Below are 24,956 nucleotides of genomic sequence, written 5' to 3' on the forward strand. Positions count from 1 at the left end.
TTGAGGGATAATAGAGAGTTGGCGGGGCAAAAGGTGCTGTAGGCCGGGTAAGCGATAGCGCCACCCGGCAAAAGTTTACTCTTCCGCCGCGTGACCTTGCGGGGGTAACGGCGCGCCATCCAGCCAGGCGGCGCCGTCGCGCATTTCAAGACGGCCTTCAACGAACCAGCTCACCACCAGCGGGTAGATAGCGTGCTCCTGAGCCTGCACCCGGGCGGTCACCTCCTCTTCACTGTCGCCTTCAAACACCGGCACTTTCGCCTGCAGGATCACCGGGCCGCCGTCCAGTTCGTCAGTAACGAAATGGACCGAGGTGCCGTGCTCCTCATCGCCGTTGTCCAGCACCTGACGGTGGGTATTCAGGCCAGGATATTTAGGCAGCAGGGAGGGGTGGATATTGAGCAGACGTCCGGCATAGTGCGCGACAAACGCCGGGCTTAAGATCCGCATGTAGCCGGCCAGCACCACCACATCCGGGGCGTAGGCGTCAATCTCCTGCACCAATTCGCGGTCAAACGCCTCGCGGCTGGCAAACTGGGCAGCGCTGAGCGCATGCGTGGCAATGCCCGCGAGGCGGGCACGCTCAAGGCCGTATGCATCGGCCTTGTTACTGAATACTGCGCGGAGGGTGCCGTTGATCTTCTTCTGTTTGCAGGCATCGATGATAGCCTGCAAATTACTTCCGTTACCGGAAATGAGCACCACTATATTTTTCATTCAATGACCACACGCTGTTCGGAATCAGATGCTTTGATGATACCGATTTTCCACGCGTTTTCACCTTTCGCCTGCAGCAGCGCCAGGGCATTGTCCACTTCGCTTGCCGGCAGGGCGATAACCATCCCCACGCCGCAGTTGAAGGTGCGATACATCTCATGATCGCTGACGTTACCGGCATCCTGCAGCCAGTTAAATACCGCAGGCCACTGCCAGGAGGATGCGTCGATCACCGCCTGGGTGTTATCCGGCAGGACGCGCGGAATGTTTTCCCAGAAGCCGCCGCCGGTCAGGTGGGCAATCGCGTGAACGTCCACATTCTCAATCAGCGCCAGAATGGATTTCACGTAGATGCGGGTCGGTTCGAGCAGGTGATCGGCCAGCGGTTTACCTTCCAGCTCGGTGGTGAGAGGGTCGCAGCCGCTCACTTCAACAATTTTGCGCACCAGAGAGTAGCCGTTAGAGTGCGGGCCACTGGAGCCCAGCGCAATCAGCACGTCGCCGTCGGCCACTTTGCTGCCGTCAATGATCTCTGATTTTTCGACAACGCCCACGCAGAAGCCAGCCACGTCGTAATCGTCGCCGTGGTACATGCCCGGCATTTCAGCGGTTTCACCGCCCACCAGTGCACAGCCTGACTGCAAACAGCCTTCGGCGATACCGCTGATGACGCTGGCTGCGGTGTCGACGTCCAGCTTGCCGGTCGCGTAGTAGTCGAGGAAGAACAGCGGCTCAGCGCCCTGAACCACCAGGTCGTTCACGCACATCGCAACCAGGTCAACGCCGATGGTGTCGTGGCGTTTCAGATCCATCGCCAGACGCAGCTTGGTGCCCACGCCGTCGGTGCCTGAGACCAGAACCGGTTCACGGTATTTTTGCGGCAGCGCGCACAGTGCGCCGAATCCTCCCAGACCTCCCATCACTTCCGGGCGGCGGGTTTTTTTAACTACCCCTTTGATACGGTCAACCAGCGCATTACCTGCGTCAATATCTACACCGGCATCTTTGTAGCTGAGAGAAGTTTTGTTGGTCACGGCTCAAGTCCCCACGCGATTGCATTGCGATATAAGAAAAATCGGCGCAATTCTAACAGTCCAGGCAAACGTTTGCGAGCCCATTCTGCAACAGAAAATCGTGCGCCTGAAAATCGAGTAAAAATCGCCCCTTAGCATACAAACTTGAACCCGTTCACGAAAATGAAACCGGGTACATTCTTATTCTTGCAACCCTGCCAGTGAATGCACATCATTCCAATGAAACCGGTTTCTGTACTCTTTTTTGCCGATAATTAACGCTGAATGAGGGATATTGCATGTCAGGATTCAAAGAGGGTTTTCTGTGGGGCGGCGCAGTGGCGGCGCATCAACTTGAAGGCGGCTGGCAGGAGGGCGGGAAGGGCACGAGCGTGGCAGATGTGATGACCGCTGGCGCCCACGGCGTCCCCCGCGAAATTACCGACGGCGTACTGCCGGGCAAAAACTACCCCAACCATGAAGCCATCGATTTCTATCACCGGTATAAAGATGACATCCAGCTGTTCGCGGAAATGGGCTTTAAATGTTTCCGCACCTCCATAGCCTGGACGCGTATTTTCCCGAAAGGCGATGAACAGCAGCCTAACGAGGCGGGGCTCCAGTTTTATGACGATCTGTTTGATGAGTGCCTGAAGCATGGCATCGAGCCGGTGATCACCCTCTCGCACTTCGAAATGCCTTATCACCTGGTGAAAGAGTACGGCGGCTGGCGTAACCGCAAACTGATCGACTTCTTTGTGCGCTTTGCCAGCGTGGTATTCGAGCGCTATCAGCACAAAGTGAAAAACTGGATGACCTTTAACGAGATCAACAACCAGGCCAACTTCCACGAAGATTTCGCCCCGTTTACCAACTCCGGGCTGAAGTACCAGCCGGGTGAAGATCGCGAGCCGGTGATGTTCCAGGCGGCGCACTATGAACTGGTGGCCAGCGCCCTGGCGGTAAAAGCCGGACGCGACATCAACCCGTCCCTGAAAATTGGCTGCATGATCGCCATGTGTCCGATCTATCCCCTGACCTGCGCCCCGAACGACATGATGATGGCGATGAACGCCATGCACCGCCGCTACTGGTTCACCGATGTGCACGTGCGCGGCGCCTATCCGCAACACCTGCTGAACTACTTTGCCCGTCGCGGTTTTGCGCTGGATATTACCGAAGAGGATAAAGCGGCGCTGAAGCAGGGCTGCGTGGATTACATCGGCTTCAGCTACTACATGTCGTTTGCCACCAAAGCCACGGAGGACAACCCGCAGCTCGACTACGACGAAAGCAAAAGCCTGGTCTCCAACCCCTATGTACAGAAATCGGACTGGGGCTGGCAGATTGATCCGGTGGGGCTGCGTTACTCCCTGAACTGGTTCTGGGATCACTACCAGCTGCCGCTGTTTATTGTCGAAAACGGTTTTGGTGCCATCGACGTGCTGGAGAGTGACGGCACGGTCAATGACCAGTACCGCATCGACTATCTCAGCGCCCATATCCGTGAGATGAAAAAAGCGGTGGTGGAAGATGGCGTGGATCTGATGGGCTACACCCCGTGGGGCTGTATCGATCTGGTCTCTGCCGGAACGGGCGAGATGAAAAAACGCTATGGCTTTATCTATGTTGATAAAGACAACGAAGGTAACGGCACGCTGAATCGCAGCAAGAAGAGGTCGTTCGCCTGGTATCAGAAGGTGATCGCCAGCAACGGCGAGTCGCTTTAAACGCCCACTGCCGGGTGGCGGCTTCGCCTTACCCGGCCTACAAAACCGTAGGCCCGTGCAAGCGCAGCGCCGCCGGGCGAAAACCCGCACAAAAGCCGGCGATCCCCCGCCGGTTTTTTTTGTCTCTTTTATACTCTCTGACAGACTCTAATTCACTTTGGTTGATCCCGGTCAAGCAAGATGGGTATGGCGCTATCCGAAAAAAGCGGTATAATCCGGCGATTTTTTTTGTGGCTGCCACCCGAAGGAGAAAGAGAATGAAGATTGTGGAAGTGAAACACCCACTCGTTAAACACAAGCTGGGCCTGATGCGTGAGCATGACATCAGCACTAAGCGCTTTCGTGAACTGGCCTCTGAAGTTGGCAGCTTACTGACCTATGAAGCAACCTCCGATCTGGAAACCGAAACTGTAACCATCGAAGGCTGGAACGGCCCGGTACAGGTTGAGCAGATCAAAGGCAAAAAAATTACCGTTGTGCCAATCCTGCGCGCAGGTCTGGGCATGATGGAAGGGGTGCTGGAGCACGTTCCAAGCGCGCGTATCAGCGTGGTTGGCATCTACCGTAACGAAGAGACGCTGGAGCCGGTGCCCTATTTCCAGAAGCTGGTCTCCAATATCGACGAGCGTATGGCGCTGGTCGTTGACCCGATGCTGGCCACCGGTGGCTCCATGATCGCCACCATCGACCTGCTGAAAAACGCGGGCTGCAGCAGCATCAAAGTATTGGTACTGGTTGCCGCGCCGGAAGGCATTGCTGCGCTGGAAAAAGCGCACCCGGACGTTGAACTGTACACCGCCTCTGTCGATCAGGGCCTGAACGAGCACGGGTACATCATCCCGGGACTCGGCGATGCCGGCGATAAGATTTTTGGTACTAAATAAGTGAATAACGAAAAAGAAGCCGACTTTGATAGTCGGCTTTTTTTTGAATAAAAAACCCAACCGCTTAAAACAAACAACACTTGAGGAAGATTCTATGACGCGCCGTGCTATCGGGGTGAGTGAAAGACCGCCACTTTTGCAGACAATCCCGCTTAGTTTGCAGCACCTGTTTGCGATGTTTGGTGCAACCGTGCTGGTGCCAATCCTGTTCCACATTAACCCGGCCACCGTGCTGCTGTTTAACGGCATCGGTACGCTGCTTTATCTCTTTATTTGTAAAGGTAAGATCCCGGCCTATCTGGGTTCCAGCTTTGCCTTTATCTCGCCGGTGCTGTTGCTGCTGCCGTTAGGCTATGAAGTGGCGCTGGGTGGTTTCATTATGTGCGGCGTGCTGTTCTGTCTGGTGGCTTTCATTGTGAAGAAAGCGGGGACCGGCTGGCTGGATGTGATGTTCCCCCCTGCGGCGATGGGCGCAATCGTTGCCGTCATCGGTCTTGAATTAGCCGGTGTGGCCGCAAATATGGCGGGCCTGCTGCCTGCCGACGGGCAATCCCCGGATACTAAAACCATTACTATCTCGCTGGTCACGCTGGGCGTGACGGTCTTTGGCTCCGTGTTGTTCCGTGGTTTTATGGCAATTATCCCGATCCTGATCGGCGTACTGGCTGGCTATGCGCTCTCCTTTGCGATGGGCGTTGTGGATACCACCCCGATTGCCCAGGCCCACTGGTTCGCGCTGCCAACCTTCTACACCCCGCGCTTTGAGTGGTTTGCCATCTTCACCATTCTGCCTGCGGCGCTGGTGGTGATTGCCGAGCACGTCGGTCACCTGGTGGTGACGGCGAATATCGTCAAGCGCGACCTGATCCGCGACCCGGGTCTGCACCGCTCAATGTTTGCCAACGGCTTCTCAACCATCATCTCCGGTTTCTTCGGCTCCACGCCAAACACTACCTACGGTGAGAATATCGGCGTGATGGCTATTACCCGCGTCTACAGCACCTGGGTTATCGGCGGTGCGGCGATTTTCGCTATCCTGCTCTCCTGCGTCGGTAAGCTGGCGGCGGCTATCCAGATTATCCCGGTTCCGGTGATGGGCGGTGTTTCGCTGCTGCTGTACGGGGTGATTGGCGCCTCCGGTATTCGCGTTCTGATCGACTCAAAAGTTGACTACAGCAAAGCGCAAAACCTGATCCTGACCTCGGTGATCCTGATTATCGGCGTCAGCGGTGCCAAGGTGCACATTGGCGCCGCCGAGCTGAAAGGCATGGCGCTGGCGACCATCGTTGGTATCGGTCTGGCCCTCATCTTCAAGCTGATCTCCGTTCTGCGCCCGGAAGAGGTGGTGCTGGACGCCGAAGAGAGCGAAAAAGTCTCACATTGATCCTGCAACCGGGCGGCCGATCCGCCCGGTTCTCTCCCCGCTTGTTCCGTGTTAAACTCTGGGCCGATTCCGAGTAAGACCTGGTTGAGGTATTTCTGAACGCACCGGCACAGCTCTCTTTGCCACTTTATCTTCCCGACGACGAAACTTTCGCGAGTTTCTGGCCGGGTGATAACCCCTCTTTACTGGCTGCACTGCAAAACGTGTTGCGCCAGGAGCACAGCGGTTACATCTATATCTGGTCACGCGAAGGCGCGGGGCGCAGCCATCTGCTGCACGCCGCCTGTGCTGAACTTTCTCAGCGCGGGGATGCGGTCGGCTATGTGCCGCTGGATAAACGCACCTGGTTTGTGCCGGAGGTGCTCGATGGAATGGAACAGCTGTCGCTGGTCTGCATCGACAATATCGAATGCGTGGCGGGGGATGAGCTGTGGGAAATGGCGATTTTCAATCTCTATAACCGCATTCTGGAGTCGGGGAAGACCCGGCTGCTGATCACCGGCGATCGACCGCCGCGTCAGTTAAATCTCGGGCTGGCCGATCTGGCCTCGCGTCTCGACTGGGGACAAATCTACAAATTACAGCCGCTTTCCGATGAAGATAAGCTGCAGGCTTTGCAGCTGCGGGCGCGGTTACGGGGATTTGAACTGCCGGAAGACGTAGGGCGTTTTCTGCTAAAACGTTTAGATCGCGAGATGCGTACGCTGTTTATGACCCTCGATCAGCTGGATAAGGCATCCATCACTGCCCAGCGGAAACTCACCATTCCTTTTGTGAAAGACATTCTCAATCTTTAGGCCCGGCGCACGCGCTACCGGGCCAATCCTGCTTACTTCACAATCTCAAGCACCTGCTCAGGCGGGCGTCCAATCCGGGCCTGGCCGTTGGCCACCACAATCGGGCGCTCAATCAGCTTCGGATGCTCCACCATCGCCTGAATTAACTCATCTTCACTGAGCGCGCTGTCTGCCAGACGCAACTCTCTGTAAAGCTCCTCTTTCTGGCGCATTAACGCTCTGGCGCTGGTCATTCCCAACTGGGTGAGCAGCGTGCGGAGGGTGTCGGCATCCGGCGGCGTCTCCAGATAGAGCACCACCTGCGGCTCAACGTCGTTGGCTTTCAGCAGGTTCAGGGTTTCGCGGCTCTTTGAGCAGCGAGGGTTATGGTAGATCGTAACCGCGTCAGACATCTTTTCTCCTTTTACATCTTTTCATACGCGCGATAGCGCTGCTGCAGCTGGCGCAACTGATCGATACGGGCATCGTAACGGGCCTGTTGCAGGCTGCCGAGTTTCACCTGCGAGCTGGCGCTGCTCAGCAGGGAGATGGCCTGATCCAGACGTCCGGCCAGGGCATAACCTTCGGCGCGGGCAGCCAGCTCCTGATCGCGATGGCCGAGCGCGGCTTCCGCCTGGGCCAGCAGATCCCAGCCGTTAGGATCATCTTTATTATTGAAGGTGTAGCGGTTGAGAATGGGCGCGGCTTCCTGCGGCTGTCCACCCTGTAAGTAAGCATTCGCCAGGTTGAGTTGCAGGACCGGGTTGTTGCGCAGGTCACGGGCGCCTTTCAGACGGTTGATCGCATCCTGGGCTTTTTTCTGCCCTAAGTCGATGTCAGTTGCCAGATCAAGATACCAGGCATTGTTGGCCTCTGCGGCCAGCAGCGGCTGCAGGTTTTTGCGCGCCTCGTCATAATTGCTGGCCTCCATTGCCTGTAAGGCACGGCCATACCGGGCGGCACGCTGTTCACGCACGTTGCCTTTATTCAGGGCATCGAGCAGATCGTTGGTCAACTGGTTGCGCCCCGAGTTGTACATGCCGAGGGTTCTGACCTTCGCCATATAGAAATCTTCTGAGGACTGCGCCACCACCGGACGCATCTGGTTGGCGCGGTTGCGGGCATCCGAGAGACGGCTTTCCGGCAGGGGGTGAGTCAGCAGAATTTCCGGCGGACGCGAGGAGTAGCGCGCCCGGTCGAGTAACTTTTCGAGGAAGTTCGGCATCGCCTGCGGGTCGAACCCGGAGCGTTGCAGTACCTGAATACCGATGCGGTCCGCTTCCTGTTCATTTTGCTGGGTAAAGCTGATCATCCCCTGACGGGTGCCCGCCAGGGTACCCGTCAGCGCGGCCATACCCGCTTGCGGGCTCGCCATCGCCAGCAGGATAGAGCCCAGTGCGCCCACCCAGGTGAGCGGGGCGCTGCGCTTCTGATCTTCCATCGCGCGCGCCAGGTGACGCTGGGTGACGTGAGAAATTTCGTGCGCCATTACCGAGGCCAGCTGGCTTTCGTTGTCGGCATAGCGGAATAACGCCGAGTGCAGCACCACGTTGCCGCCGAAGAAAGCGAAGGCGTTGATCTCGTCGTTATTGATCAAATAGAAGTGGAAAGGGGTCTTTACCGAATCCGCGTGGGAGACAAGGCGCATCCCCAGCGAATTGATGTACTGCACCAGCAATGGATCGTTGATCAACGGCGCACTGCCGCGCAGCTGGCGCACGTAGAAATCGCCCATTTGCATCTCCTGACCAATGGAGAGCGTGCTTCCTGCCGAGGTGCCCATATCCGGCAATGCGTCTGCAGAGTCAGCGAAGGCTGGCATCATCTGGCCAGCGGTCAGCGCAGCGATGAGCGTCGCAACCAACGTTTTTTTCAACTGCCTGAACATAACCTCTGTCCTGTCTGGTGGGTGTGCTAATTTGACCGAAGAACCCGCATATCGTTCATCTGCGGCTGCTCTGCAAGTGTATGCGCCTCAGGGCGATAAGAAAATCCCTCTTTTCAGGCTTTTGCGTTTTGTGACGGAGCAAGAAAAAGCGAAAGTCTTTTCATTAACTCTTCGATACAATTCACCCTTTACGTTCCGCCAATATCTTCAGGGAAGGGTTGAATGCTCGAGTTATTAATGCAGTGGTACCGCCGACGTTTTAGCGATCCTGAGGCCATTGCTTTGCTGATTATTCTGGTTGCCGGTTTTGGCATCCTCTTCTTCTTTAGCGGGCTGCTGGCGCCGCTACTGGTGGCAATCGTGCTCGCCTATTTACTGGAGTGGCCTACCGTCCGGCTGGAAAATATTGGCTGTTCCCGCCGCTGGGCCAGCATCATCGTGCTGGTCTTTTTTGTCGGCATCCTGATGGTGATGTCCTTTGTAGTATTGCCGATCGCCTGGCAGCAGGGGATCAATCTCATCCGCGATATGCCGGGGATGCTCAGCAAACTCTCTGACTTTGCCGCCACCCTGCCGCGCCGCTATCCGGCCCTGATGGATGCGGGCATCATCGATGCTATGGCCGAGAACATGCGCACCCGCATCATGACGATGGGGGATACGGTGGTGAAATTCTCCCTCGCGTCGCTGGTGGGCCTGCTGACGCTGGCGGTCTATCTGGTGCTGGTGCCGCTGATGGTCTTCTTCCTGGTCAAGGACAAAGATCAGATGCTTAACGCGGTGCGCCGCGTCCTGCCGCGTAACCGTGGGCTGGCAGGACAGGTGTGGAAGGAGATGAACCAGCAGATCACCAACTACATTCGCGGCAAAGTGCTGGAGATGATTGTCGTTGGGGTTGCCACCTGGATTGGCTTCTTAATCTTCGGCCTCAACTACTCGCTACTGCTGGCGGTGCTGGTAGGCTTCTCGGTGCTGATTCCCTATATCGGGGCGTTTGTGGTCACCATTCCGGTAGTGGGCGTGGCGCTCTTCCAGTTTGGTCTGGGCACCGAGTTCTGGAGCTGTTTCGTCGTCTATCTGATTATTCAGGGGCTGGACGGAAACCTGCTGGTTCCGGTGCTGTTCTCGGAAGCGGTAAACCTGCACCCACTCGTCATTATTCTGTCGGTGGTAATTTTTGGCGGATTATGGGGATTCTGGGGAGTCTTCTTCGCGATCCCGCTGGCAACACTGGTTAAAGCGGTGGTGCATGCCTGGCCGGATGTGCCGGCAGTGGAGGAGTAGGCTGTTGCCCGGCGGCGCTAACGCTTGCACGGGCCTATGGATTTTGTAGGCCGGGTAAGCGTAGCGCCACCCGGCGAAACAAGCGAAGAGCCAAATCAGGCGTTCGCTTTCACCCATTCCAGCACCACATCGTGGTGATTGCTGGTTTTGAAGTCATCAAACACGTGTTCAACTTTGCCGTCAGCGTCGATCAGGAAGCTGATGCGGTGGATACCGTCATAGGTTTTACCCATAAAGGTTTTCTCACCCCAGACGCCAAACGCGTTGCAAACCTGGTGATCTTCGTCAGAAAGCAGCGTGAAGTTAAGCAGCTCTTTTTCGGCGAAACGAGACAGTTTTTCCGGTTTGTCGGTGCTGATACCCAGCACTTCGACGCCGGCGGTTTTCAACTCGTCCATGTTATCGCGTAAGCCGCAGGCTTGTACGGTACAGCCTGGGGTCATGGCTTTCGGGTAGAAATAGACCAGTACACGCTGTCCCTGGAAGTCGGTCAAATTTACTTGCTCACCGTCTTGATCGGGCAAGCTAAATTTCGGTGCGATGTCACCGGCTTTCAGTGGATTCATTACTCAACTCCATCCTGTTCATGCTGGGAATAATTGACGACGTTAATACTGCCTTGCGCATTCAGTTCTGTACAGAGGGCTTTGAACGCTTGCTCGATATTTGAGGCATCCCGCGACGCCGGGCTGTGGGCGGTGATCTGAATAAACAGTTTCGGCACGGCGTCATCTTTGCCCGGTTGCGTCCGCGAGACCAGCTCGGCGATATTCATCTGGTGGCTGTCAAACAGGGCGGTAAAGCGTTCGATTAAATGCGGGGAGTCAGTCACTTCCACCTGGACCCAGACGGTAGCCGGCAGGGCAGGCTGCGGGCGCGCGGTGGTGCGCTTCATCACGATCAGCAGATCCAGCTCTGCGCCTTTTAACGGCAGGGTCGATTCAATCAGGGTAATCGCATTCCACGACCCGGAAAGCAGCATGATGAAAGTAAACTCTTCACCCAGCATCGCCAGGCGGCTGTCTTCGATGTTGCAGCCGCAGCTACTGACGTGGCGGGTGATGGTGTTCACGATCCCCGGCCTGTCGGCACCCAGCGCAGTAATAACCAGGTAATGTTGTGATGAGGTTGTCAAACCTGTTCTTCCTTTGCTTGGTTTAGTCTTTCTAAGGAAAGCATAAAAAAAACCGGCATACAATAACCTGGAGGTCTCACGTCGCTTGCTTTTATTACAGCACCAAACGTACCATTGAGGCTCTTGTACGCACAGAGGATGGCCCATGTTCACGGGAAGTATTGTCGCGCTTGTAACACCGATGGATGAGAAAGGTAATGTCTGCCGGTCAAGCCTGAAGAAACTGATTGATTATCATGTCGCCAGCGGAACCTCGGCGATTGTTTCGGTAGGAACTACCGGTGAGTCTGCTACGTTGAGCCACGAAGAGCATGGCGAAGTGGTGTTGATGACCCTTGAACTGGCTGACGGGCGTATCCCGGTTATCGCTGGTACAGGTGCCAACGCCACGGCTGAAGCCATCAGTCTGACCCAGCGCTTCAACGACAGTGGTGTGGTGGGATGCCTGACGGTAACCCCATACTACAACCGTCCTACCCAGGAAGGTCTGTTCCAGCATTTCAAAGCCATCGCTGAACATACTGACTTGCCACAAATTCTGTATAATGTGCCGTCGCGCACTGGCTGCGATATGCTGCCAGAAACGGTAGGCCGCCTCGCGAAAGTAAAAAATATTATCGGTATTAAAGAGGCGACCGGGAACTTAAGCCGCGTTCATCAGATCAAAGAGCTGGTTTCAGACGACTTTATTCTGCTGAGTGGCGATGATGCGACCTCGCTGGACTTTATGCAGCTCGGCGGCCACGGCGTGATTTCCGTGACCTCTAACGTTGCAGCCCGCGATATGGCTGAAATGTGTAAACTGGCTGCGGCTGGTCATTTCCAGGAAGCGCGTGTGATTAACCAGCGTCTGATGCCGCTGCACAACAAATTATTTGTCGAACCCAATCCAATCCCAGTGAAATGGGCATGTAAGGAGTTGGGACTTGTAGCGACCGATACGCTGCGTCTGCCAATGACCCCGATTACCGACCACGGTCGTGAAACGGTCACTGCGGCGCTGAAGCATGCCGGTCTGCTGTAAAGTTTAGGGAGATTTGATGGCTTACTCAGTACAGAAGTCGCGCCTGGTGAAGGTTGCGGGTGTTTCGCTTGTTATGCTGCTCGCGGCCTGTAGCTCAGATTCACGCTACAAGCGCCAGGTGAGCGGTGACGAATCCTATCTGGATGCTGCGCCGCTTGCTGAACTTCATGCACCTGCTGGCATGATCCTGCCCATTCAGAATGGCGACTACAACATTCCGGTTGCCAACGGTAGCGGCGCGGTAGGCAAAGCGCTTGATATTCGTCCGCCAGCACAGCCTCTGGCGCTGGTAAGCGGGGCGCGTACTCAGTTCACCGGCGATACCGCGACGCTGCAGGTTGAGAGCGCGCGCAATGCCGGGCTGTGGCCGCAGGTGGTGAGCGTACTTCAGTCGAAGAACTACGCGATTACCCAGCGCGACGATGCCAGCCAGACGCTGACGACAGACTGGATCGAATGGAGCCGTCTGGATGAAGACCAGCAGTACCGTGGGCGCTATCAAGTCTCTGTTAAACCTCAGGGTTATCAGCAGGCGGTGGTGGTTAAACTCATCAACCTGGAGCAGGCGGGCAAACCGGTTGCCGACGCGGCATCCATGCAGCGTTACAGCACCGAGCTGCTTAACGTGATTGCTGCGGGTCTTGATAAGAGCGCCACCGACGCGGCGAATGCCGCTCAGAACCGTAATGGTGCCACCTTCGACGTGCAGAGCGCTGCCGACGATACCGGTCTGCCAATGCTGGTAGTGCGTGGTCCGTTCAACCAGGTCTGGCAGCGTCTGCCTTCCACCCTTGAGCGTGTCGGCATGAAAGTCACCGACAGCACCCGCTCAACCGGCAGCATGACGCTCACCTACAAACCGCTCTCTGACAGCAGCTGGGAAGAGCTGGGCGTACGCGATCCGGGTCTGGCTTCGGGCGATTACAAACTTCAGGTCGGCGATCTGGATAACCGTAGCAGCCTGCAGTTTATCGATCCGAAAGGCCATACGCTGACCCAGTCGCAGAATGATGCGCTGGTCGCTGTCCTTCAGGCGGCATTCAGCAAGTAAAAAAAAGGGGCTGGTTAATCCAGCCCTTTTAATTTTCGTGCTACGCAAACGTGTGCGTGGCATAATATCTCCAGTTTTGAACACAAATCATCACACCAGGAGTAATGAAGATGCAGAAGCAAGCTGAGTTGTATCGTGGCAAAGCGAAAACCGTATACAGCACCGAAAACCCGGATCTGTTGGTGCTCGAGTTCCGCAATGATACGTCAGCAGGAGATGGCGCGCGCATTGAGCAGTTTGACCGTAAAGGCATGGTGAACAACAAGTTCAACCATTTCATTATGAGCAAGCTCGAAGAGGCGGGTATCCCGACGCAGATGGAAGCGTTACTGTCCGATACAGAGTGTCTGGTGAAGAAGCTGGACATGGTGCCGGTTGAATGTGTCGTTCGTAACCGCGCCGCGGGCTCCCTGGTGAAGCGTCTGGGCATCGAAGAGGGCATGGAGCTGAACCCACCGCTGTTCGACCTGTTCCTGAAAAACGACGCCATGCACGACCCGATGGTCAACGAATCTTACTGCGAAACCTTTGGCTGGGTGAGCAAAGAGAATCTGGCGCGTATGCAGGAGCTGACCTTCAAAGCCAACGACGTGCTGAAGAAGCTCTTTGACGACGCGGGCCTCATTCTGGTCGACTTCAAACTGGAATTCGGATTGTATAAAGGTGAGGTGGTGCTGGGTGATGAATTCTCCCCGGACGGCAGCCGCCTGTGGGACAAAGAGACCCTGGATAAAATGGACAAAGACCGCTTCCGCCAAAGCCTGGGCGGCCTGATTGAAGCGTACGAAGCCGTTGCTCACCGTCTGGGTGTTAAACTCGATTAATCCTGCCCTACCTGCCAGAGGAGCACAGCCTCCTCTGGCATCTCACTCCTGTTTCCTGTGGTAATCTTGCTTCGAAGCGCCTACGATCATACCTGTTATCAAGATGATATTTTTCGAGGTGGGATTATGCGCTGGCAAGGGCGTCGTGAAAGTGACAATGTGGATGACAGACGCAGCAGTAGGGGCCCGTCAATGGGCGGCCCGGGATTTCGCCTGCCGGGAGGCAAGGGCGGCATTATTATTTTGCTGGTGGTCGTGGTGGCGGGCTACTACGGGGTCGACCTGAGCGGGCTGTTAACCGGGCAACCGATTCAGCAACAGCAGCAGGCAACGCGTTCCATCAGCCCAAGTGAAGACGAGGCGGCGAAATTTACGTCGGTCATTCTCGCCACCACGGAAGATACCTGGGGCCAGCTGTTTGAAAAAATGGGCCGTACCTACCAGCAACCGAAGCTGGTGATGTATCGCGGCGCCACCCGCACCGGCTGCGGCACCGGACAATCGGTCATGGGTCCGTTCTACTGTCCTGCTGACTCTACCGTCTATATCGATCTCTCCTTCTACGATGACATGAAACATAAGCTGGGCGCCGACGGCGACTTTGCCCAGGGCTATGTTATCGCCCATGAAGTCGGCCATCACGTGCAAAAACTGCTCGGGATTGAACCTAAAGTGCGTCAGCTGCAGCAGAATGCCAGCGAGAAAGAGGTGAATGCCCTGTCGGTACGCATGGAACTGCAGGCCGACTGCTTCGCCGGCGTCTGGGGTCACAAGATGCAGCAGGAGGGCGTGCTGGAGGCGGGCGATCTGGAAGAGGCCCTCAACGCGGCCCACGCCATTGGCGATGACCGTTTGCAACAGCAAAGTCAGGGCCATGTCGTGCCAGACAGCTTTACGCACGGTACGTCAGAACAGCGCTATAACTGGTTCAAAAAGGGCTTTGACGGCGGCGATCCGGCACAGTGCAATACCTTCGGCAAGGCGCTGTAATTTTCAATGTCAGGGATGAATTTATCAGGCCTGCCTGAACAACTGGCGCGGGAAGGGCACCGGCGGCTGCTGGTGCTGAGCGGGGATGAAACCTGGACGCAGCAGCAGGCGCGGCTGTTGAAAGAGGAGTATCCCGGGGAGTGGCTGTGGATTGGCGCTGATGCCCCGCAGCCGCCATCCTGCGCGCCCCAGGCGCTGCATCGGCTGCTGGGCCGTGAGTTTCTTCACGCTATCTTCGACGCCCGGCACGGCTTCGACGTCTCGGCCTTTGCTGCCGTGGCGGGCACCCTGCGAGCCGGCAGTCTACTGGTTTTACTCACACCCGACCTGACGCATTGGCCAAAGATTCCCGACCAGGATTCGCTGCGCTGGAGCGACAGGCCAGAGCCCATCCCTACGCCGCGCTTTATTGACCGCTTCTGCCGCCACATCCTGGGCGATCCGCAGGTGTTACGCTGGCAGCAGGGCGAGCCTTTTATGCTTACGCCAACGCCACCCGCACCCGACTGGCATCCAGCCAGCGGCGAGCCCCAGAGCGAGCAGGCTGCGATACTGGACCAGCTCATTACCATGCCTGAAGGCGTCGCCGCCGTCACCGCTCCGCGCGGGCGCGGCAAGTCGGCACTGGCGGGCATGCTGTTGCATCGCATTATGGGCAACGCCATTGTCACCGCTCCCGCCAGGGCGGCGACCGACGTCATTGCCCGTTTCGGTGGCGAGCGCTATCGCTTTATGGCCCCTGACGCGCTGCTGGCCCCGGACGAACATGCCGACTGGTTGATCGTTGATGAGGCGGCGGCCATTCCCGGACCGCTGCTGGAGCGGCTGGTGACGCGCTTTCCCCGGGTCCTGCTGACCACCACGGTGCAGGGCTATGAGGGCACCGGCAGGGGGTTCCTGCTGAAATTCTGCGCCCGTTTTGCCGGGCTGCGTTACTTCACCCTCTCCACCCCGGTGCGCTGGGCGGCAGGCTGCCCGCTGGAGCGCCTTATCGCCCAGGTGCTGCTGTTTGATGATGAGCCCGACGACAGCATCCCGCAGGGGGAGATCGGCTACGCAACCCTGGAGCAGGAGGCCTGGAACCGCGCCCCTGCGCTCCCGGCGGCGGTCTATAAACTGCTTTGCGCGGCCCACTACCGGACATCCCCCCTCGATCTGCGACGCATGATGGATGCCCCCGGACAGCATTTTGCCGTCGCCCGGGCAGGGGAGAGCGTCTGCGGCGCGCTGTGGCTGGTGGGGGAGGGAGGCTTAAGCCCGGCGCTCAGCCAGGCGGTATGGGCGGGCTACCGGCGTCCGCGCGGCAATCTGGTGGCGCAATCTTTGGCGGCACACGGGGGCTCGCCCCTGGCGGCAACGCTGAGCGCGAGACGGGTGACCCGCGTAGCCGTTCATCCTGCCCGCCAGCGCGAAGGCATTGGCCGGGCGCTGGTGGCCGCGGCCTGCCAGCAGACGAGCCTCGACTACCTTTCTGTGAGCTTTGGTTACACCGACGCGCTCTGGCGTTTCTGGCAGCGCTGCGGTTTTGTGCTGGTGCGGATGGGGAGCCACCGGGAGGCCAGCAGCGGCTGCTTCACGGCGATGGCACTCCTGCCGCTTAGCCCGGCGGGGCAGGCGCTGTGTCAGCGCGAGCATCAGCGGCTCTGTCGTGATGCCGCAGTGATTGAACGCATGAACGGAGAAAAGATCCCGGTAGAGCCCGCGGGTGAGTCTACCCTTAATGATGATGACTGGCTGGAGCTGGCCGGATTTGCTTTTGCGCATCGCCCCCTCACGGCGTCGTTTGCCAGTCTGACGCGCCTGCTGCGGTCAACGGTTCTGCCCCTGGCAGGCTTGCGGGGCAAAATCGAGCAGGACCGGGACGACGGCGCTCTGAGCCAGAGTCTGGGGCTGAACGGGCGCAAGGCGTTACTGAATTATCTGCGCAGCGAGGCGGGCCAGGCGCTGGCGCAGCTGGACAGTCAGCGCTGTCAGGAGCTGAAGCAGACGGTTTTGCAATGGCAATTTTTTCAATAACTTCATCAGTAAACTGGCATGTTCATTCTGCCTGTCAGGCGTAGAATCCCGCTTACCCATTAAGGAGACTGCCATGAAACATGACCATTTTGTTGTCCAGAGCCCCGCTATGCCAGCCAAACAGCTTTTGCTGCTGTTTCATGGCGTTGGCGACAACCCGGTCAATATGGGGGAGATTGGCCGCTGGTTTGCACCCCTGTTTCCTGACGCGCTTGTGGTGAGCGTGGGCGCTCCGGAGCCTTGCGGCCCGAACGGCCGTCAGTGGTTTTCCGTGCAGGGCGTGACCGAAGAGAGCCGTCAGGAGCGCGTGGATGCCATCATGCCGGCCTTTGTCGAAACGGTGCGTTACTGGCAGCAGCAAAGCGGTGTGAAGGCGGATGCCACGGCGTTGATCGGTTTTTCCCAGGGAGCGATTATGGCGCTGGAGAGCATAAAAGCGGAGCCAGGCCTGGTCTCGCGGGTAATTGCTTTTAATGGCCGCTATGCGACCTTGCCCGGACAGGCGACCACCAGAACCACTATTCATCTGATCCACGGCGGGGACGATCGCGTGATTGAGCTCTCCCATGCGGTTGCTGCCCAGGAGGCGCTGATCCGCGCGGGCGGTGATGTGACGCTGGATATTGTCGACGATCTGGGGCACGCCATTGACGATCGCAGCATGCAGTTTGCGCTGGATCACCTGCGTTTTACCGTGCCGAAACGTTACTTCGATGAAGCGCTCAGCGGCGGCAAGCCCAATGATGACGACATCGTGGAGTTCTTTTAGCGGATAACCCTCTCCCCGCCGGGGGAGAGGGGCAGGCATTACTTCTTCTGGTCTTTCTTCGGCCAGTCGTCTTCATCATCCCACTTGTCGTTAAAGTCACGATGTGGGGGGAGTTCAGGTTTGTTGGCGAGGAATTTCTTATGGTCAACGCGCTTGAGATCCTTGATCACATTCAGCAGTACGCCTACCAGAAAAACCAGTACCAGGATCCACCAGTATTTAGCCAGCCAGTCCATTCGCTTATCCTTCTTTGGGGCAACCGTCAGGCGACAAGTTGCTCCATGATACGTTGATACATACGGGCCAGCAGTTGCAAATCAGCGGCATTCACGCATTCATTGATTTTATGAATCGTGGCATTCACCGGCCCAAGTTCGACCACCTGTGCACCCATGCGGGCAATAAAGCGCCCGTCAGAGGTACCGCCTGTGGTCAGCAGTTGCGGTTTAATTTCATTATAGTGCGCGATGGCGTTAACCACCGCATCCACCAGTTTGCCGCGCCCGGTCAGGAACGGCTGGCCCGAAAGCCACCAGTCGATGCTGTAGCGCAGCTGGTGTTTCTCCAGCAGGGCCACGACGCGGGCTTTGATCATCTCATCCGTCAGCTCGGTGCTGAAGCGGAAGTTGAACTGCACAAACAGATCGCCAGGGATCACGTTGTTGCTGCCGGTACCGGCCTGAATGTTGGCGATCTGCATGCTGGTCGGCGGGAAATATTCATTGCCTTTATCCCACTCAATGCCAACCAGTTCCTCGAGCATCGGCGCGGCGCGGTGCACCGGGTTATCGGCCAGATGCGGATAAGCCACGTGACCCTGGACACCGTGAATGGTCAGGTTGCAGGTGATAGAGCCGCGACGGCCATTTTTCACCACGTCGCCCACCATTTCGGTGCTGGACGGCTCGCCCACCAGGCAGTAATCCAGACGTTCATTACGGGCCATCAGCGTTTCAACCACCTTCACGGTGCCGTTTTTAGCGCTGGCCTCTTCATCAGAGGTGATTAAAAACGCCAGGCGGCCTTTATGGTTCGGGTATTGCGCCACGAAACGTTCGGCGGCAACCACCATCGCTGCCAGCGATCCTTTCATATCTGCCGCGCCACGACCAAAGAGCATGCCGTCGCGGATGGTCGGTTCGAAAGGAGGGTTGATCCAGCGATCGGCATCACCGGCGGGTACCACATCGGTATGTCCGGCAAATGCCAGGGTTTCACCCTGGCCGCGCCAGGCCCAGAAATTTTGCGTGTCGCCAAAATCCATCGGTTCGACGGTAAAACCAATCGCCCGCAGGCGTTCGATCATCAGAGCCTGACAACCCGCATCATCAGGGCTCAGGGAGGGGCGGCGAATAAGCTGCTGAGTCAGCTCAATGACCGGGCATGACATAGACTACACCTCAATAAAATAGGTTTGGTATTGATTTTCGTTGAAACCCAGCAGCATAGGCTTACCGGGCGCCCAGAGCAATGGGCGTTTGATGATTGCGGGCATTTCCACCATTAATGCGGCTGCGCTGTCGGCATTGTTGATGCTGGCCCGCACACTTTCATCCAGTTTGCGCCAGGTGGTGCCGCGCGTGTTGAGCAGCGCCTCCCAGCCGAGCTCAGCAATAAATTTCTGCATCAAATCAGCATCAATACCGTCGGCGCGATAGTCGTGAAAACGGTACTCAATGTTGTTGTGCTCCAGCCAGCGGCGGGCTTTTTTAATGGTGTCGCAATTTTTAATGCCATACAGGGTGATCATGGTGAATCCTTTTGTCTTAAAAGTGGTCAGTTGCTCAGTAATTTCGATGAGTAAACGTTTGTGGAAATATAACACATTTGTTTTATTACCTTATTGAATATTCAGCAGCGTGACAAATTGCACTTAAGTCCTGAATATAATTTCATCTTTATTGCATAGGGCGCTGATAGCCAAAAATGCATTTAAGAACAGCTACAAAGTTATTTTCCCGGCCCTGATTAAGGTTATTTCAAAATATTGCAGTTGGTCACATAAAATTTAACGCGAAGAGCCCATAGTATCTACAAGCCAGTCGTACCAACGGGGGTAGAGCAGTATCACTGATTAAAAACTCTTCACAATGATGATATATTCTCGTAGAATGGCCGATAATAATAAGAGAGGTAGTTATGATTGAACGTGAACTGGGGAACTGGAAAGATTTTATCGAAGGCATGCTTCGTAAATGACATTCAGCAAGTAACGCAAGAGCACTTAATTTTCTAAATAATAAAAGTGTGAAAATTAACACACAAAAAAGGCGGCCGGTAAGGACGCCTTTTTTATTATCAAGATCTTATTTCTGTTTTTCCTTTAACGGAAAACGTCGCCGTACCAGCACAAAGAACAGCGGAACAAAGTAAATGGCGAGAACAGTGGCCGAAATCATCCCGCCCATCACCCCGGTACCCACTGCATGCTGACTGCTGGAGCCCGCGCCAGAGCTGGTGGCCATCGGCAGAACGCCAAACACAAACGCCAGCGAGGTCATCAGGATGGGGCGCAGGCGCTGGCGACAGGCTTCCAGGGTGGCGGCCATCAGCTCCTGACCTTTTTCATTCATCTCGTTGGCGAACTCGACAATCAGAATGGCGTTCTTCGCCGACAGACCGATGACCGTTAACAGCCCTACCTGGAAATAGACATCATTTTCCAGGCCGCGCATCCAGGTGGCGAGCAGGGCGCCGATAACCCCCAGCGGCACCACCAGCATCACCGAGAATGGCACCGACCAGCTCTCATACAGCGCGGCCAGACAGAGGAATACCACCAGCAGCGACAGGGCATACAGCGCCGGAGCCTGGGCTCCCGAGAGGCGTTCCTGATAGGACATGGCGGTCCACTCGAGACCAAATCCGGCAGGCAGCTGCCGCACCAGATTTTCCATCACATCCATCGCGGTTCCGGTACTGACGCCCGGCGCGGCTTCACCGACAATCTCCACCGCGGCGTAGCCGTTGTAGCGCTCCAGGCGCGGCGAGCCCGTCTCCCAGCGCGAGGTGGCAAAGGCCGAGAAGGGCACCATGCCGCCCTCTTTATTGCGCACGTACCACAGGTTGATATCGTCCGGCAGCATGCGGTATTTGGCCGCCGCCTGCACGTAGACCTTTTTCACGCGGCCACGATCCATAAAATCGTTCACGTAGCTCGAACCCCACGCGGTTTGCAGGGTGTCGTTGATATCATCGATGGAGACGCCCAGCGCCTGGGCTTTACGCTGATCGATATCGATCTGCATCTGCGGGCTATCGTCCAGACCGTTGTGACGCACGCGGGTCAGGGAAGGTTCTTCTCCGGCCAGCTCCAGCAGACGGTCGCGGGCGGCCATCAGCGCATCATGTCCGGCCCCGGCGTGATCCTGCAGCTCCATATCAAAGCCCGCCGAACTGCCGAGCCCGCTGATGGCGGGTGGGCTGCTGGCAAAGACCCGCGCCTCTTTAATGCGGCTGAAGGCTTTGGTGGCGCGCTCGATAATGGCAAACGAGCTGCCGGTTGTGGCATCGCGCTCATCCCAGTCTTTCAGACGGACAAACATACGCGCCACGTTCTGTCCGTTCCCGCCCGGGCCGGAGCCGACGGTGGCAAAGACCGACAGCACGTTGTCTTTCTCCTGGTTAAAGAAGTACGACTCCACCTGCTGCACTACCTTCAGAGTCTGCTGCTGGGTCGAGCCGCTCGGTAACTGCACGGAGGTAATAAACATGCCCCGGTCTTCAAGCGGCAGGAACGAGGTGGGCAGCCGCAGGAACATGAAAACCATGCCCCCCAGCAGCAGAATGTAGATCAGCATCCAGCGCAGACTGCGATGCAGAACCCGTCCCACGCCCGCCTCATAGCGCGCCGCGTTGCGGTTAAACATGCGGTTGAACCAGCCAAAGAAGCCTTTCTGACCGTGTTGCTCCCCCTTATGCAGGGGTTTAAGCAGGGTGGCGCACAGCGCTGGAGTGAGGATCATCGCCACCAGCACCGACAGCACCATCGCCGCCACGATGGTTATTGAGAACTGGCGGTAGATCGCCCCGGTGGTACCGCCAAAGAAGGCCATCGGCACAAATACCGCCGATAACACCATGGCGATACCCACCAGCGCGCCCTGGATCTGCTTCATCGATTTACGCGTCGCTTCCCGGGGCGAGAGTCCCTCTTCGCTCATGATACGTTCAACGTTCTCCACCACCACGATGGCATCATCCACCAGCAGGCCTATCGCCAGCACCATCGCAAACATGGTGAGGGTGTTGATGCTGTAGCCAAAGGCGTAGAGCACCGTGAAGGTGCCCATCAACACTACCGGAACGGCGATGGTGGGGATTAATGTTGCGCGGAAGTTTTGCAGGAACAGGTACATGACCAAAAACACCAGCGCGATGGCTTCGAGCAGGGTTTTCACCACATCCTCAATAGAAGCCTTCACGAACGAGGTGGTCTCGTAGGCGATTTTGTACTCCAGCCCGTGCGGGAAGTAGTGCGACAGCTCGTCGAGACGGTCGATAACCCGTTCTGCGGTGGCCATCTCGTTGGCGCCGGAAGCCAGTTTAACCCCCAGCCCGGAGGCCGCCTTACCGTTGAAGCGGCTCAGGTAATCATACTTCTCGGCCCCCATCTCCACGGTGGCGACATCCCCCAGGCGCACCTCGGAGCCATCCTGATTGACACGCAGGGTGATGTCGCGGAACTGCTGGGGCGTTTGCAACAGCGACTGGGAGTTAATGGTGGCATTCAGTGCCTGTTTATCCACGGACGGCGTGCCCCCCAACTGACCCACCGCAATCTGGGCGTTCTGCGATTCAATGGCGTCGGTGACATCTTTCGCGGTCATCTGGAAGCTGTTGAGCTTCGCCGGGTCGAGCCAGATGCGCATGGAGTACTGCGACCCGTAGGCGTCGATATCCCCCACGCCGTTGATACGGCTCAGCGGATCCTGAATATTACTGGCGACATAGTCGGCGATATCCTGCTTATCCATTGAACCGTCAGTGGAGACAAAGGCGATGGTCAGGATGTTGGTATCGCCGGTTTTACGCACCGTCACGCCCTGGTTTTGCACCGCCTGCGGCAGCTTACGCAAGGCTGACTGAAGCTGGTTCTGCACCTGCTGCACCGCTTCATCCGGGTCGGCGCCCGCGGTAAAGCTGAGCGTTATCGACGCCTGGCCGGTGGCGCTGCTCTGGGAAGACATGTACATCAGGTTGTCGAGGCCCGTCATATTCTGTTCAATCACCTGGGTAACGGTGTTCTCCAGAGTTTGTGCGGATGCCCCCGGATAGTTAGCCGTGATCCGCACGTTAGGCGGGGCCAGATCCGGGTACTGCTCAACAGGGAGAGAAAAAATAGCCAGCGTGCCGGTCAGGCACAATAAAATTGCCAGCACCCAGGCAAAAATGGGGCGATCGATGAAAAAATTCGCCATTAAAATAGGACCTCGTTTTGCTGCGCGTCGTCATTGTAGATAGCCCGCTTCACTCTAGCGGCAAGGGAGATGTCAAACGTGGAGAAATAAAGGAGATAATGTAAATTATCATGCGCTTTTTCCGCGACATCGCCCTGGTGCAGCGGTGAGTATTGTTCATCGGCGTGGCTGACAGGCGATCCCCCGCCTGTTTTTACCGTTATTTACCCTCGGTTGCGGTCGAAGAACAAAAGCGCACGCTGACCTGGGTACCGCCGGCTGGCGGCTGTGAGAAGCTCAGGGTTCCCCCCAGCCGGTCGGCACGTTCACGCATAATGTTCAGACCGTAGTGGCCCGGAGGTTCGCTGGCATCACCAATGCCGATGCCGTTGTCGCAAATTGTCACCGTGTGCTTGCCATCCGGGGCGGTGATGCAGCAGACCGTGATGTCGCTGGCCTGCGCATGCTTGATGGCGTTCAGTACCGCCTCCCGGACAATCTGCAACAGGTGGACCTGCATCTGTGCATCCAGCGCCAGAGACGAAAGCTGGCAGTCGAGAGTCAGCCGCGCAGCGGTCTGTTTTTGTAAGTCATCCAGCATCTCCTGCAACGCAGCCGGCAGATTGGCCTGGTTCAGCGTCAGGCGGAAGGTGGTAAGCAGCTCGCGCAGCTGGCGGTAGGCGGCATTCAGTGCCTGGGAAAAATCGGTAATGATCCCCTGCGCCGTTTCGTTTTCTTCCGGCACCGCATGTTTGAGCAGCGTCAGCTGGATCCGCAGATAAGAGAGCACCTGCGCCAGCGAATCATGCAGTTCGCGGGCAATAGTGGCGCGCTCCTCCATCAACAGTAGCTGGTGATAGTGCTTCTGCGCCTGGTTGGAAAAGAGGCCGCGGCCAAGCATCGTCGCCACGCTTTTCATCAGCGGCATCGGGACGGGGCGCTGCGCGCTTTGCCAGCGCAGCTCACCGAAGCGGGTCTCCATCATCACTACCGGCAGTACCTGGGTGTCGAGATGCAGTGCGGCTTCGCCCTCCTGCATCTGCCAGCCGTCGCTGGTGTGCAGGGCCAGATACGTGATCCCGGTATATTCGCAGACAATATGCAGGATGTGCCGGAAGCAGTGACTGTCAATCTTGCCGGTGTTCAACGCCTGGGAGCAGGTAAACAGCATCTCCAGCTGCTGGTGGGCTTCGTGCAGGTGATGCGTCTTCTCTTCAACCGAAATCTCCAGCGAGCGGTAGAGGGTGTGCAGCTCCGCCGACATATGGTTAAAGGTGCGGGAGAGCAGGCCAAGCTCATTGGAGAGATCGGTATTCGGCACCGGGGTATCAAAATGACCTTGTTCAATGCGCAGACTGGAGGTGACCAGGTGATTGAGCGGGGCGACAACCTGCTGGCGGATGCGGCGGAGGGTGACAAACACCAGCAGAAAAATACTGGCCCCACCGGCAAAGGAGATGGCGAAGACCAGGGTGATCTTACGTTCGGCATAGTGCTGCAGGGAGAGGACAAAGGCGTCGATACGCGCCACATACTCGTCCATCTGCGCCTGATACCAGGCGTAATTACCCTGAGCGAGTTTCTGATCCACCGCCAGCCACCGGATCTGCAGCTGGCGATAGCGCTGCTTAACCTCGTCCGGGACATACCAGCTGTTCAGGGTTTGCAGGGCAGGGGCGTCCAGGGTTTGTTGCCAGATCCGGCGATGAGGCACCAGGTCGACGCTGCCCCGCTGAATGTCGTAACCCAGGCGATAGCTCTGCATCCGTAACGAACCGGCCAGGTTGATGGCTTCAGCATCACGCTGGCCGCTGGCGAGAGTAAACAGCGCAATCGCGCTGGTCAGCAGCGACAGGGCAATGATGGAGAAAAAGGCCCGGGCAAGGCTGCGTGAAACAGGTTGTTTAACTCTCACCGGTCGCGTCCTGATAAGCATTTGTGCAAGGGAATGAAACGTAATTTCACCCGCGCTGAAATAAATTGATCTGATACAGGTTCAGGCGAAATATTTTCCGTTCCTGGGCAAATGAACATTGCCTGTTACCGTTGCGGTGGGTAAATACACTATTCCG

23 protein-coding genes are annotated in these 24,956 nt (G+C 57.0%); 12 read left to right on the forward strand and 11 right to left on the reverse strand.

Annotation, left to right across the window (positions count from 1 at the left end):
- Window positions 1-75: 75 nt before the first annotated feature.
- A complete protein-coding gene (gene purN, locus B3X29_RS09705; protein WP_156655018.1) occupies window positions 76-717 on the reverse strand; it encodes a phosphoribosylglycinamide formyltransferase in 642 nt (213 codons plus the stop codon).
- Window positions 714-1,751, reverse strand: a complete 1,038-nt coding sequence (gene purM, locus B3X29_RS09710; protein ID WP_159340061.1) for a phosphoribosylformylglycinamidine cyclo-ligase — start codon at window positions 1,749-1,751, stop codon at window positions 714-716. The genes purN and purM overlap by 4 nt, the downstream gene beginning before the upstream one ends.
- A gap of 278 nt (window positions 1,752-2,029) precedes the next feature.
- On the opposite strand from purM, the gene B3X29_RS09715 reads away from it, so the two are divergent.
- The 4 genes from B3X29_RS09715 (at window position 2,030) to B3X29_RS09730 (ending at window position 6,525) form a co-directional block, all read left to right on the forward strand.
- Entirely contained in the window at window positions 2,030-3,460 is a 1,431-nt protein-coding gene (locus tag B3X29_RS09715) for a 6-phospho-beta-glucosidase (RefSeq protein ID WP_159340062.1), read from the forward strand.
- A 257-nt stretch (window positions 3,461-3,717) separates the two neighbouring features.
- Window positions 3,718-4,344 carry a uracil phosphoribosyltransferase gene (gene upp / locus B3X29_RS09720; RefSeq protein WP_032613066.1) on the forward strand — a complete coding sequence of 209 codons (627 nt, stop codon included), beginning with the start codon at window positions 3,718-3,720 and terminating at the stop codon, window positions 4,342-4,344.
- A 94-nt stretch (window positions 4,345-4,438) separates the two neighbouring features.
- Window positions 4,439-5,728, forward strand: coding sequence for a uracil permease (uraA, locus tag B3X29_RS09725; RefSeq protein ID WP_114314300.1), 1,290 nt, complete (start codon window positions 4,439-4,441; stop codon window positions 5,726-5,728).
- 95 nt (window positions 5,729-5,823) lie between these two features.
- Window positions 5,824-6,525, forward strand: a complete 702-nt coding sequence (locus B3X29_RS09730) for a DnaA inactivator Hda (protein ID WP_214422612.1) — start codon at window positions 5,824-5,826, stop codon at window positions 6,523-6,525.
- A gap of 32 nt (window positions 6,526-6,557) precedes the next feature.
- Here B3X29_RS09730 and arsC read toward each other — a convergent pair whose 3' ends face one another.
- Together arsC and bepA are read right to left on the reverse strand one after the other, a co-directional pair.
- Complete coding sequence (gene arsC, locus B3X29_RS09735; RefSeq protein WP_159340063.1) at window positions 6,558-6,917, reverse strand: arsenate reductase (glutaredoxin); 360 nt, start codon at window positions 6,915-6,917, stop codon at window positions 6,558-6,560.
- Between the two features lie 11 nt (window positions 6,918-6,928).
- Window positions 6,929-8,392, reverse strand: coding sequence for a beta-barrel assembly-enhancing protease (gene bepA / locus B3X29_RS09740; RefSeq protein ID WP_103180682.1), 1,464 nt, complete (start codon window positions 8,390-8,392; stop codon window positions 6,929-6,931).
- Between the two features lie 222 nt (window positions 8,393-8,614).
- Here bepA and B3X29_RS09745 point away from each other — a divergent pair, with 222 nt between their 5' ends.
- Window positions 8,615-9,676 (forward strand): AI-2E family transporter, encoded by a 1,062-nt coding sequence (locus B3X29_RS09745; RefSeq protein WP_103180681.1) that lies wholly within the window; start codon window positions 8,615-8,617, stop codon window positions 9,674-9,676.
- A gap of 95 nt (window positions 9,677-9,771) precedes the next feature.
- On the opposite strand, the gene bcp is transcribed toward B3X29_RS09745, so the two are convergent.
- Window positions 9,772-10,242 (reverse strand): thioredoxin-dependent thiol peroxidase, encoded by a 471-nt coding sequence (gene bcp / locus B3X29_RS09750; protein ID WP_039029687.1) that lies wholly within the window; start codon window positions 10,240-10,242, stop codon window positions 9,772-9,774.
- Complete coding sequence (locus B3X29_RS09755; RefSeq protein WP_197431813.1) at window positions 10,242-10,811, reverse strand: glycine cleavage system transcriptional repressor; 570 nt, start codon at window positions 10,809-10,811, stop codon at window positions 10,242-10,244. The genes bcp and B3X29_RS09755 overlap by 1 nt, the downstream gene beginning before the upstream one ends.
- A gap of 145 nt (window positions 10,812-10,956) precedes the next feature.
- Between B3X29_RS09755 and dapA the strand changes: the two genes are divergently transcribed.
- From dapA to ypfH, 6 genes are all read left to right on the forward strand, one after another.
- Window positions 10,957-11,835, forward strand: a complete 879-nt coding sequence (dapA, locus tag B3X29_RS09760; RefSeq protein ID WP_103180679.1) for a 4-hydroxy-tetrahydrodipicolinate synthase — start codon at window positions 10,957-10,959, stop codon at window positions 11,833-11,835.
- 16 nt (window positions 11,836-11,851) lie between these two features.
- Window positions 11,852-12,886, forward strand: a complete 1,035-nt coding sequence (gene bamC / locus B3X29_RS09765; RefSeq protein WP_103180678.1) for an outer membrane protein assembly factor BamC — start codon at window positions 11,852-11,854, stop codon at window positions 12,884-12,886.
- 110 nt (window positions 12,887-12,996) lie between these two features.
- The gene (gene purC / locus B3X29_RS09770) at window positions 12,997-13,710 is read left to right on the forward strand and encodes a phosphoribosylaminoimidazolesuccinocarboxamide synthase (RefSeq protein WP_103180677.1); all 714 of its coding nucleotides are present in this window, start codon (window positions 12,997-12,999) and stop codon (window positions 13,708-13,710) included.
- A gap of 126 nt (window positions 13,711-13,836) precedes the next feature.
- Window positions 13,837-14,700, forward strand: a complete 864-nt coding sequence (gene ypfJ / locus B3X29_RS09775) for a KPN_02809 family neutral zinc metallopeptidase (RefSeq protein ID WP_156655015.1) — start codon at window positions 13,837-13,839, stop codon at window positions 14,698-14,700.
- A 15-nt stretch (window positions 14,701-14,715) separates the two neighbouring features.
- On the forward strand, window positions 14,716-16,716 hold the full coding sequence (locus B3X29_RS09780; protein WP_409454961.1) for a tRNA(Met) cytidine acetyltransferase TmcA: 2,001 nt from the start codon (window positions 14,716-14,718) through the stop codon (window positions 16,714-16,716).
- Between the two features lie 73 nt (window positions 16,717-16,789).
- Window positions 16,790-17,485 carry an esterase gene (ypfH, locus tag B3X29_RS09785; protein ID WP_103180674.1) on the forward strand — a complete coding sequence of 232 codons (696 nt, stop codon included), beginning with the start codon at window positions 16,790-16,792 and terminating at the stop codon, window positions 17,483-17,485.
- A 38-nt stretch (window positions 17,486-17,523) separates the two neighbouring features.
- Here ypfH and B3X29_RS09790 read toward each other — a convergent pair whose 3' ends face one another.
- Genes B3X29_RS09790 through B3X29_RS09800 form a run of 3 tightly spaced genes read right to left on the reverse strand, consistent with a single transcriptional unit; the run spans window position 17,524 to window position 19,235 of the window.
- The gene (locus B3X29_RS09790) at window positions 17,524-17,721 is read right to left on the reverse strand and encodes a YpfN family protein (protein ID WP_039029679.1); all 198 of its coding nucleotides are present in this window, start codon (window positions 17,719-17,721) and stop codon (window positions 17,524-17,526) included.
- 26 nt (window positions 17,722-17,747) lie between these two features.
- The gene (gene dapE / locus B3X29_RS09795) at window positions 17,748-18,875 is read right to left on the reverse strand and encodes a succinyl-diaminopimelate desuccinylase (protein ID WP_156655013.1); all 1,128 of its coding nucleotides are present in this window, start codon (window positions 18,873-18,875) and stop codon (window positions 17,748-17,750) included.
- Window positions 18,876-18,878: 3 nt separating this feature from the next.
- On the reverse strand, window positions 18,879-19,235 hold the full coding sequence (locus B3X29_RS09800) for an ArsC family reductase (protein ID WP_103180672.1): 357 nt from the start codon (window positions 19,233-19,235) through the stop codon (window positions 18,879-18,881).
- Between the two features lie 389 nt (window positions 19,236-19,624).
- Between B3X29_RS09800 and ypfM the strand changes: the two genes are divergently transcribed.
- The gene (gene ypfM / locus B3X29_RS09805) at window positions 19,625-19,684 is read left to right on the forward strand and encodes a protein YpfM (RefSeq protein ID WP_015572204.1); all 60 of its coding nucleotides are present in this window, start codon (window positions 19,625-19,627) and stop codon (window positions 19,682-19,684) included.
- A 107-nt stretch (window positions 19,685-19,791) separates the two neighbouring features.
- Here the strand turns inward: ypfM and acrD are convergent, their stop codons facing one another.
- Window positions 19,792-22,905, reverse strand: coding sequence for a multidrug efflux RND transporter permease AcrD (acrD, locus tag B3X29_RS09810; protein ID WP_180209675.1), 3,114 nt, complete (start codon window positions 22,903-22,905; stop codon window positions 19,792-19,794).
- A gap of 199 nt (window positions 22,906-23,104) precedes the next feature.
- Window positions 23,105-24,799 carry a nitrate/nitrite two-component system sensor histidine kinase NarQ gene (narQ, locus tag B3X29_RS09815; protein ID WP_159340066.1) on the reverse strand — a complete coding sequence of 565 codons (1,695 nt, stop codon included), beginning with the start codon at window positions 24,797-24,799 and terminating at the stop codon, window positions 23,105-23,107.
- Window positions 24,800-24,956 lie beyond the last annotated feature (157 nt).

Origin of the sequence: Leclercia sp. UBA5076, from assembly GCF_002416465.1 — a bacterium.
GTDB lineage: Bacteria > Pseudomonadota > Gammaproteobacteria > Enterobacterales > Enterobacteriaceae > Enterobacter.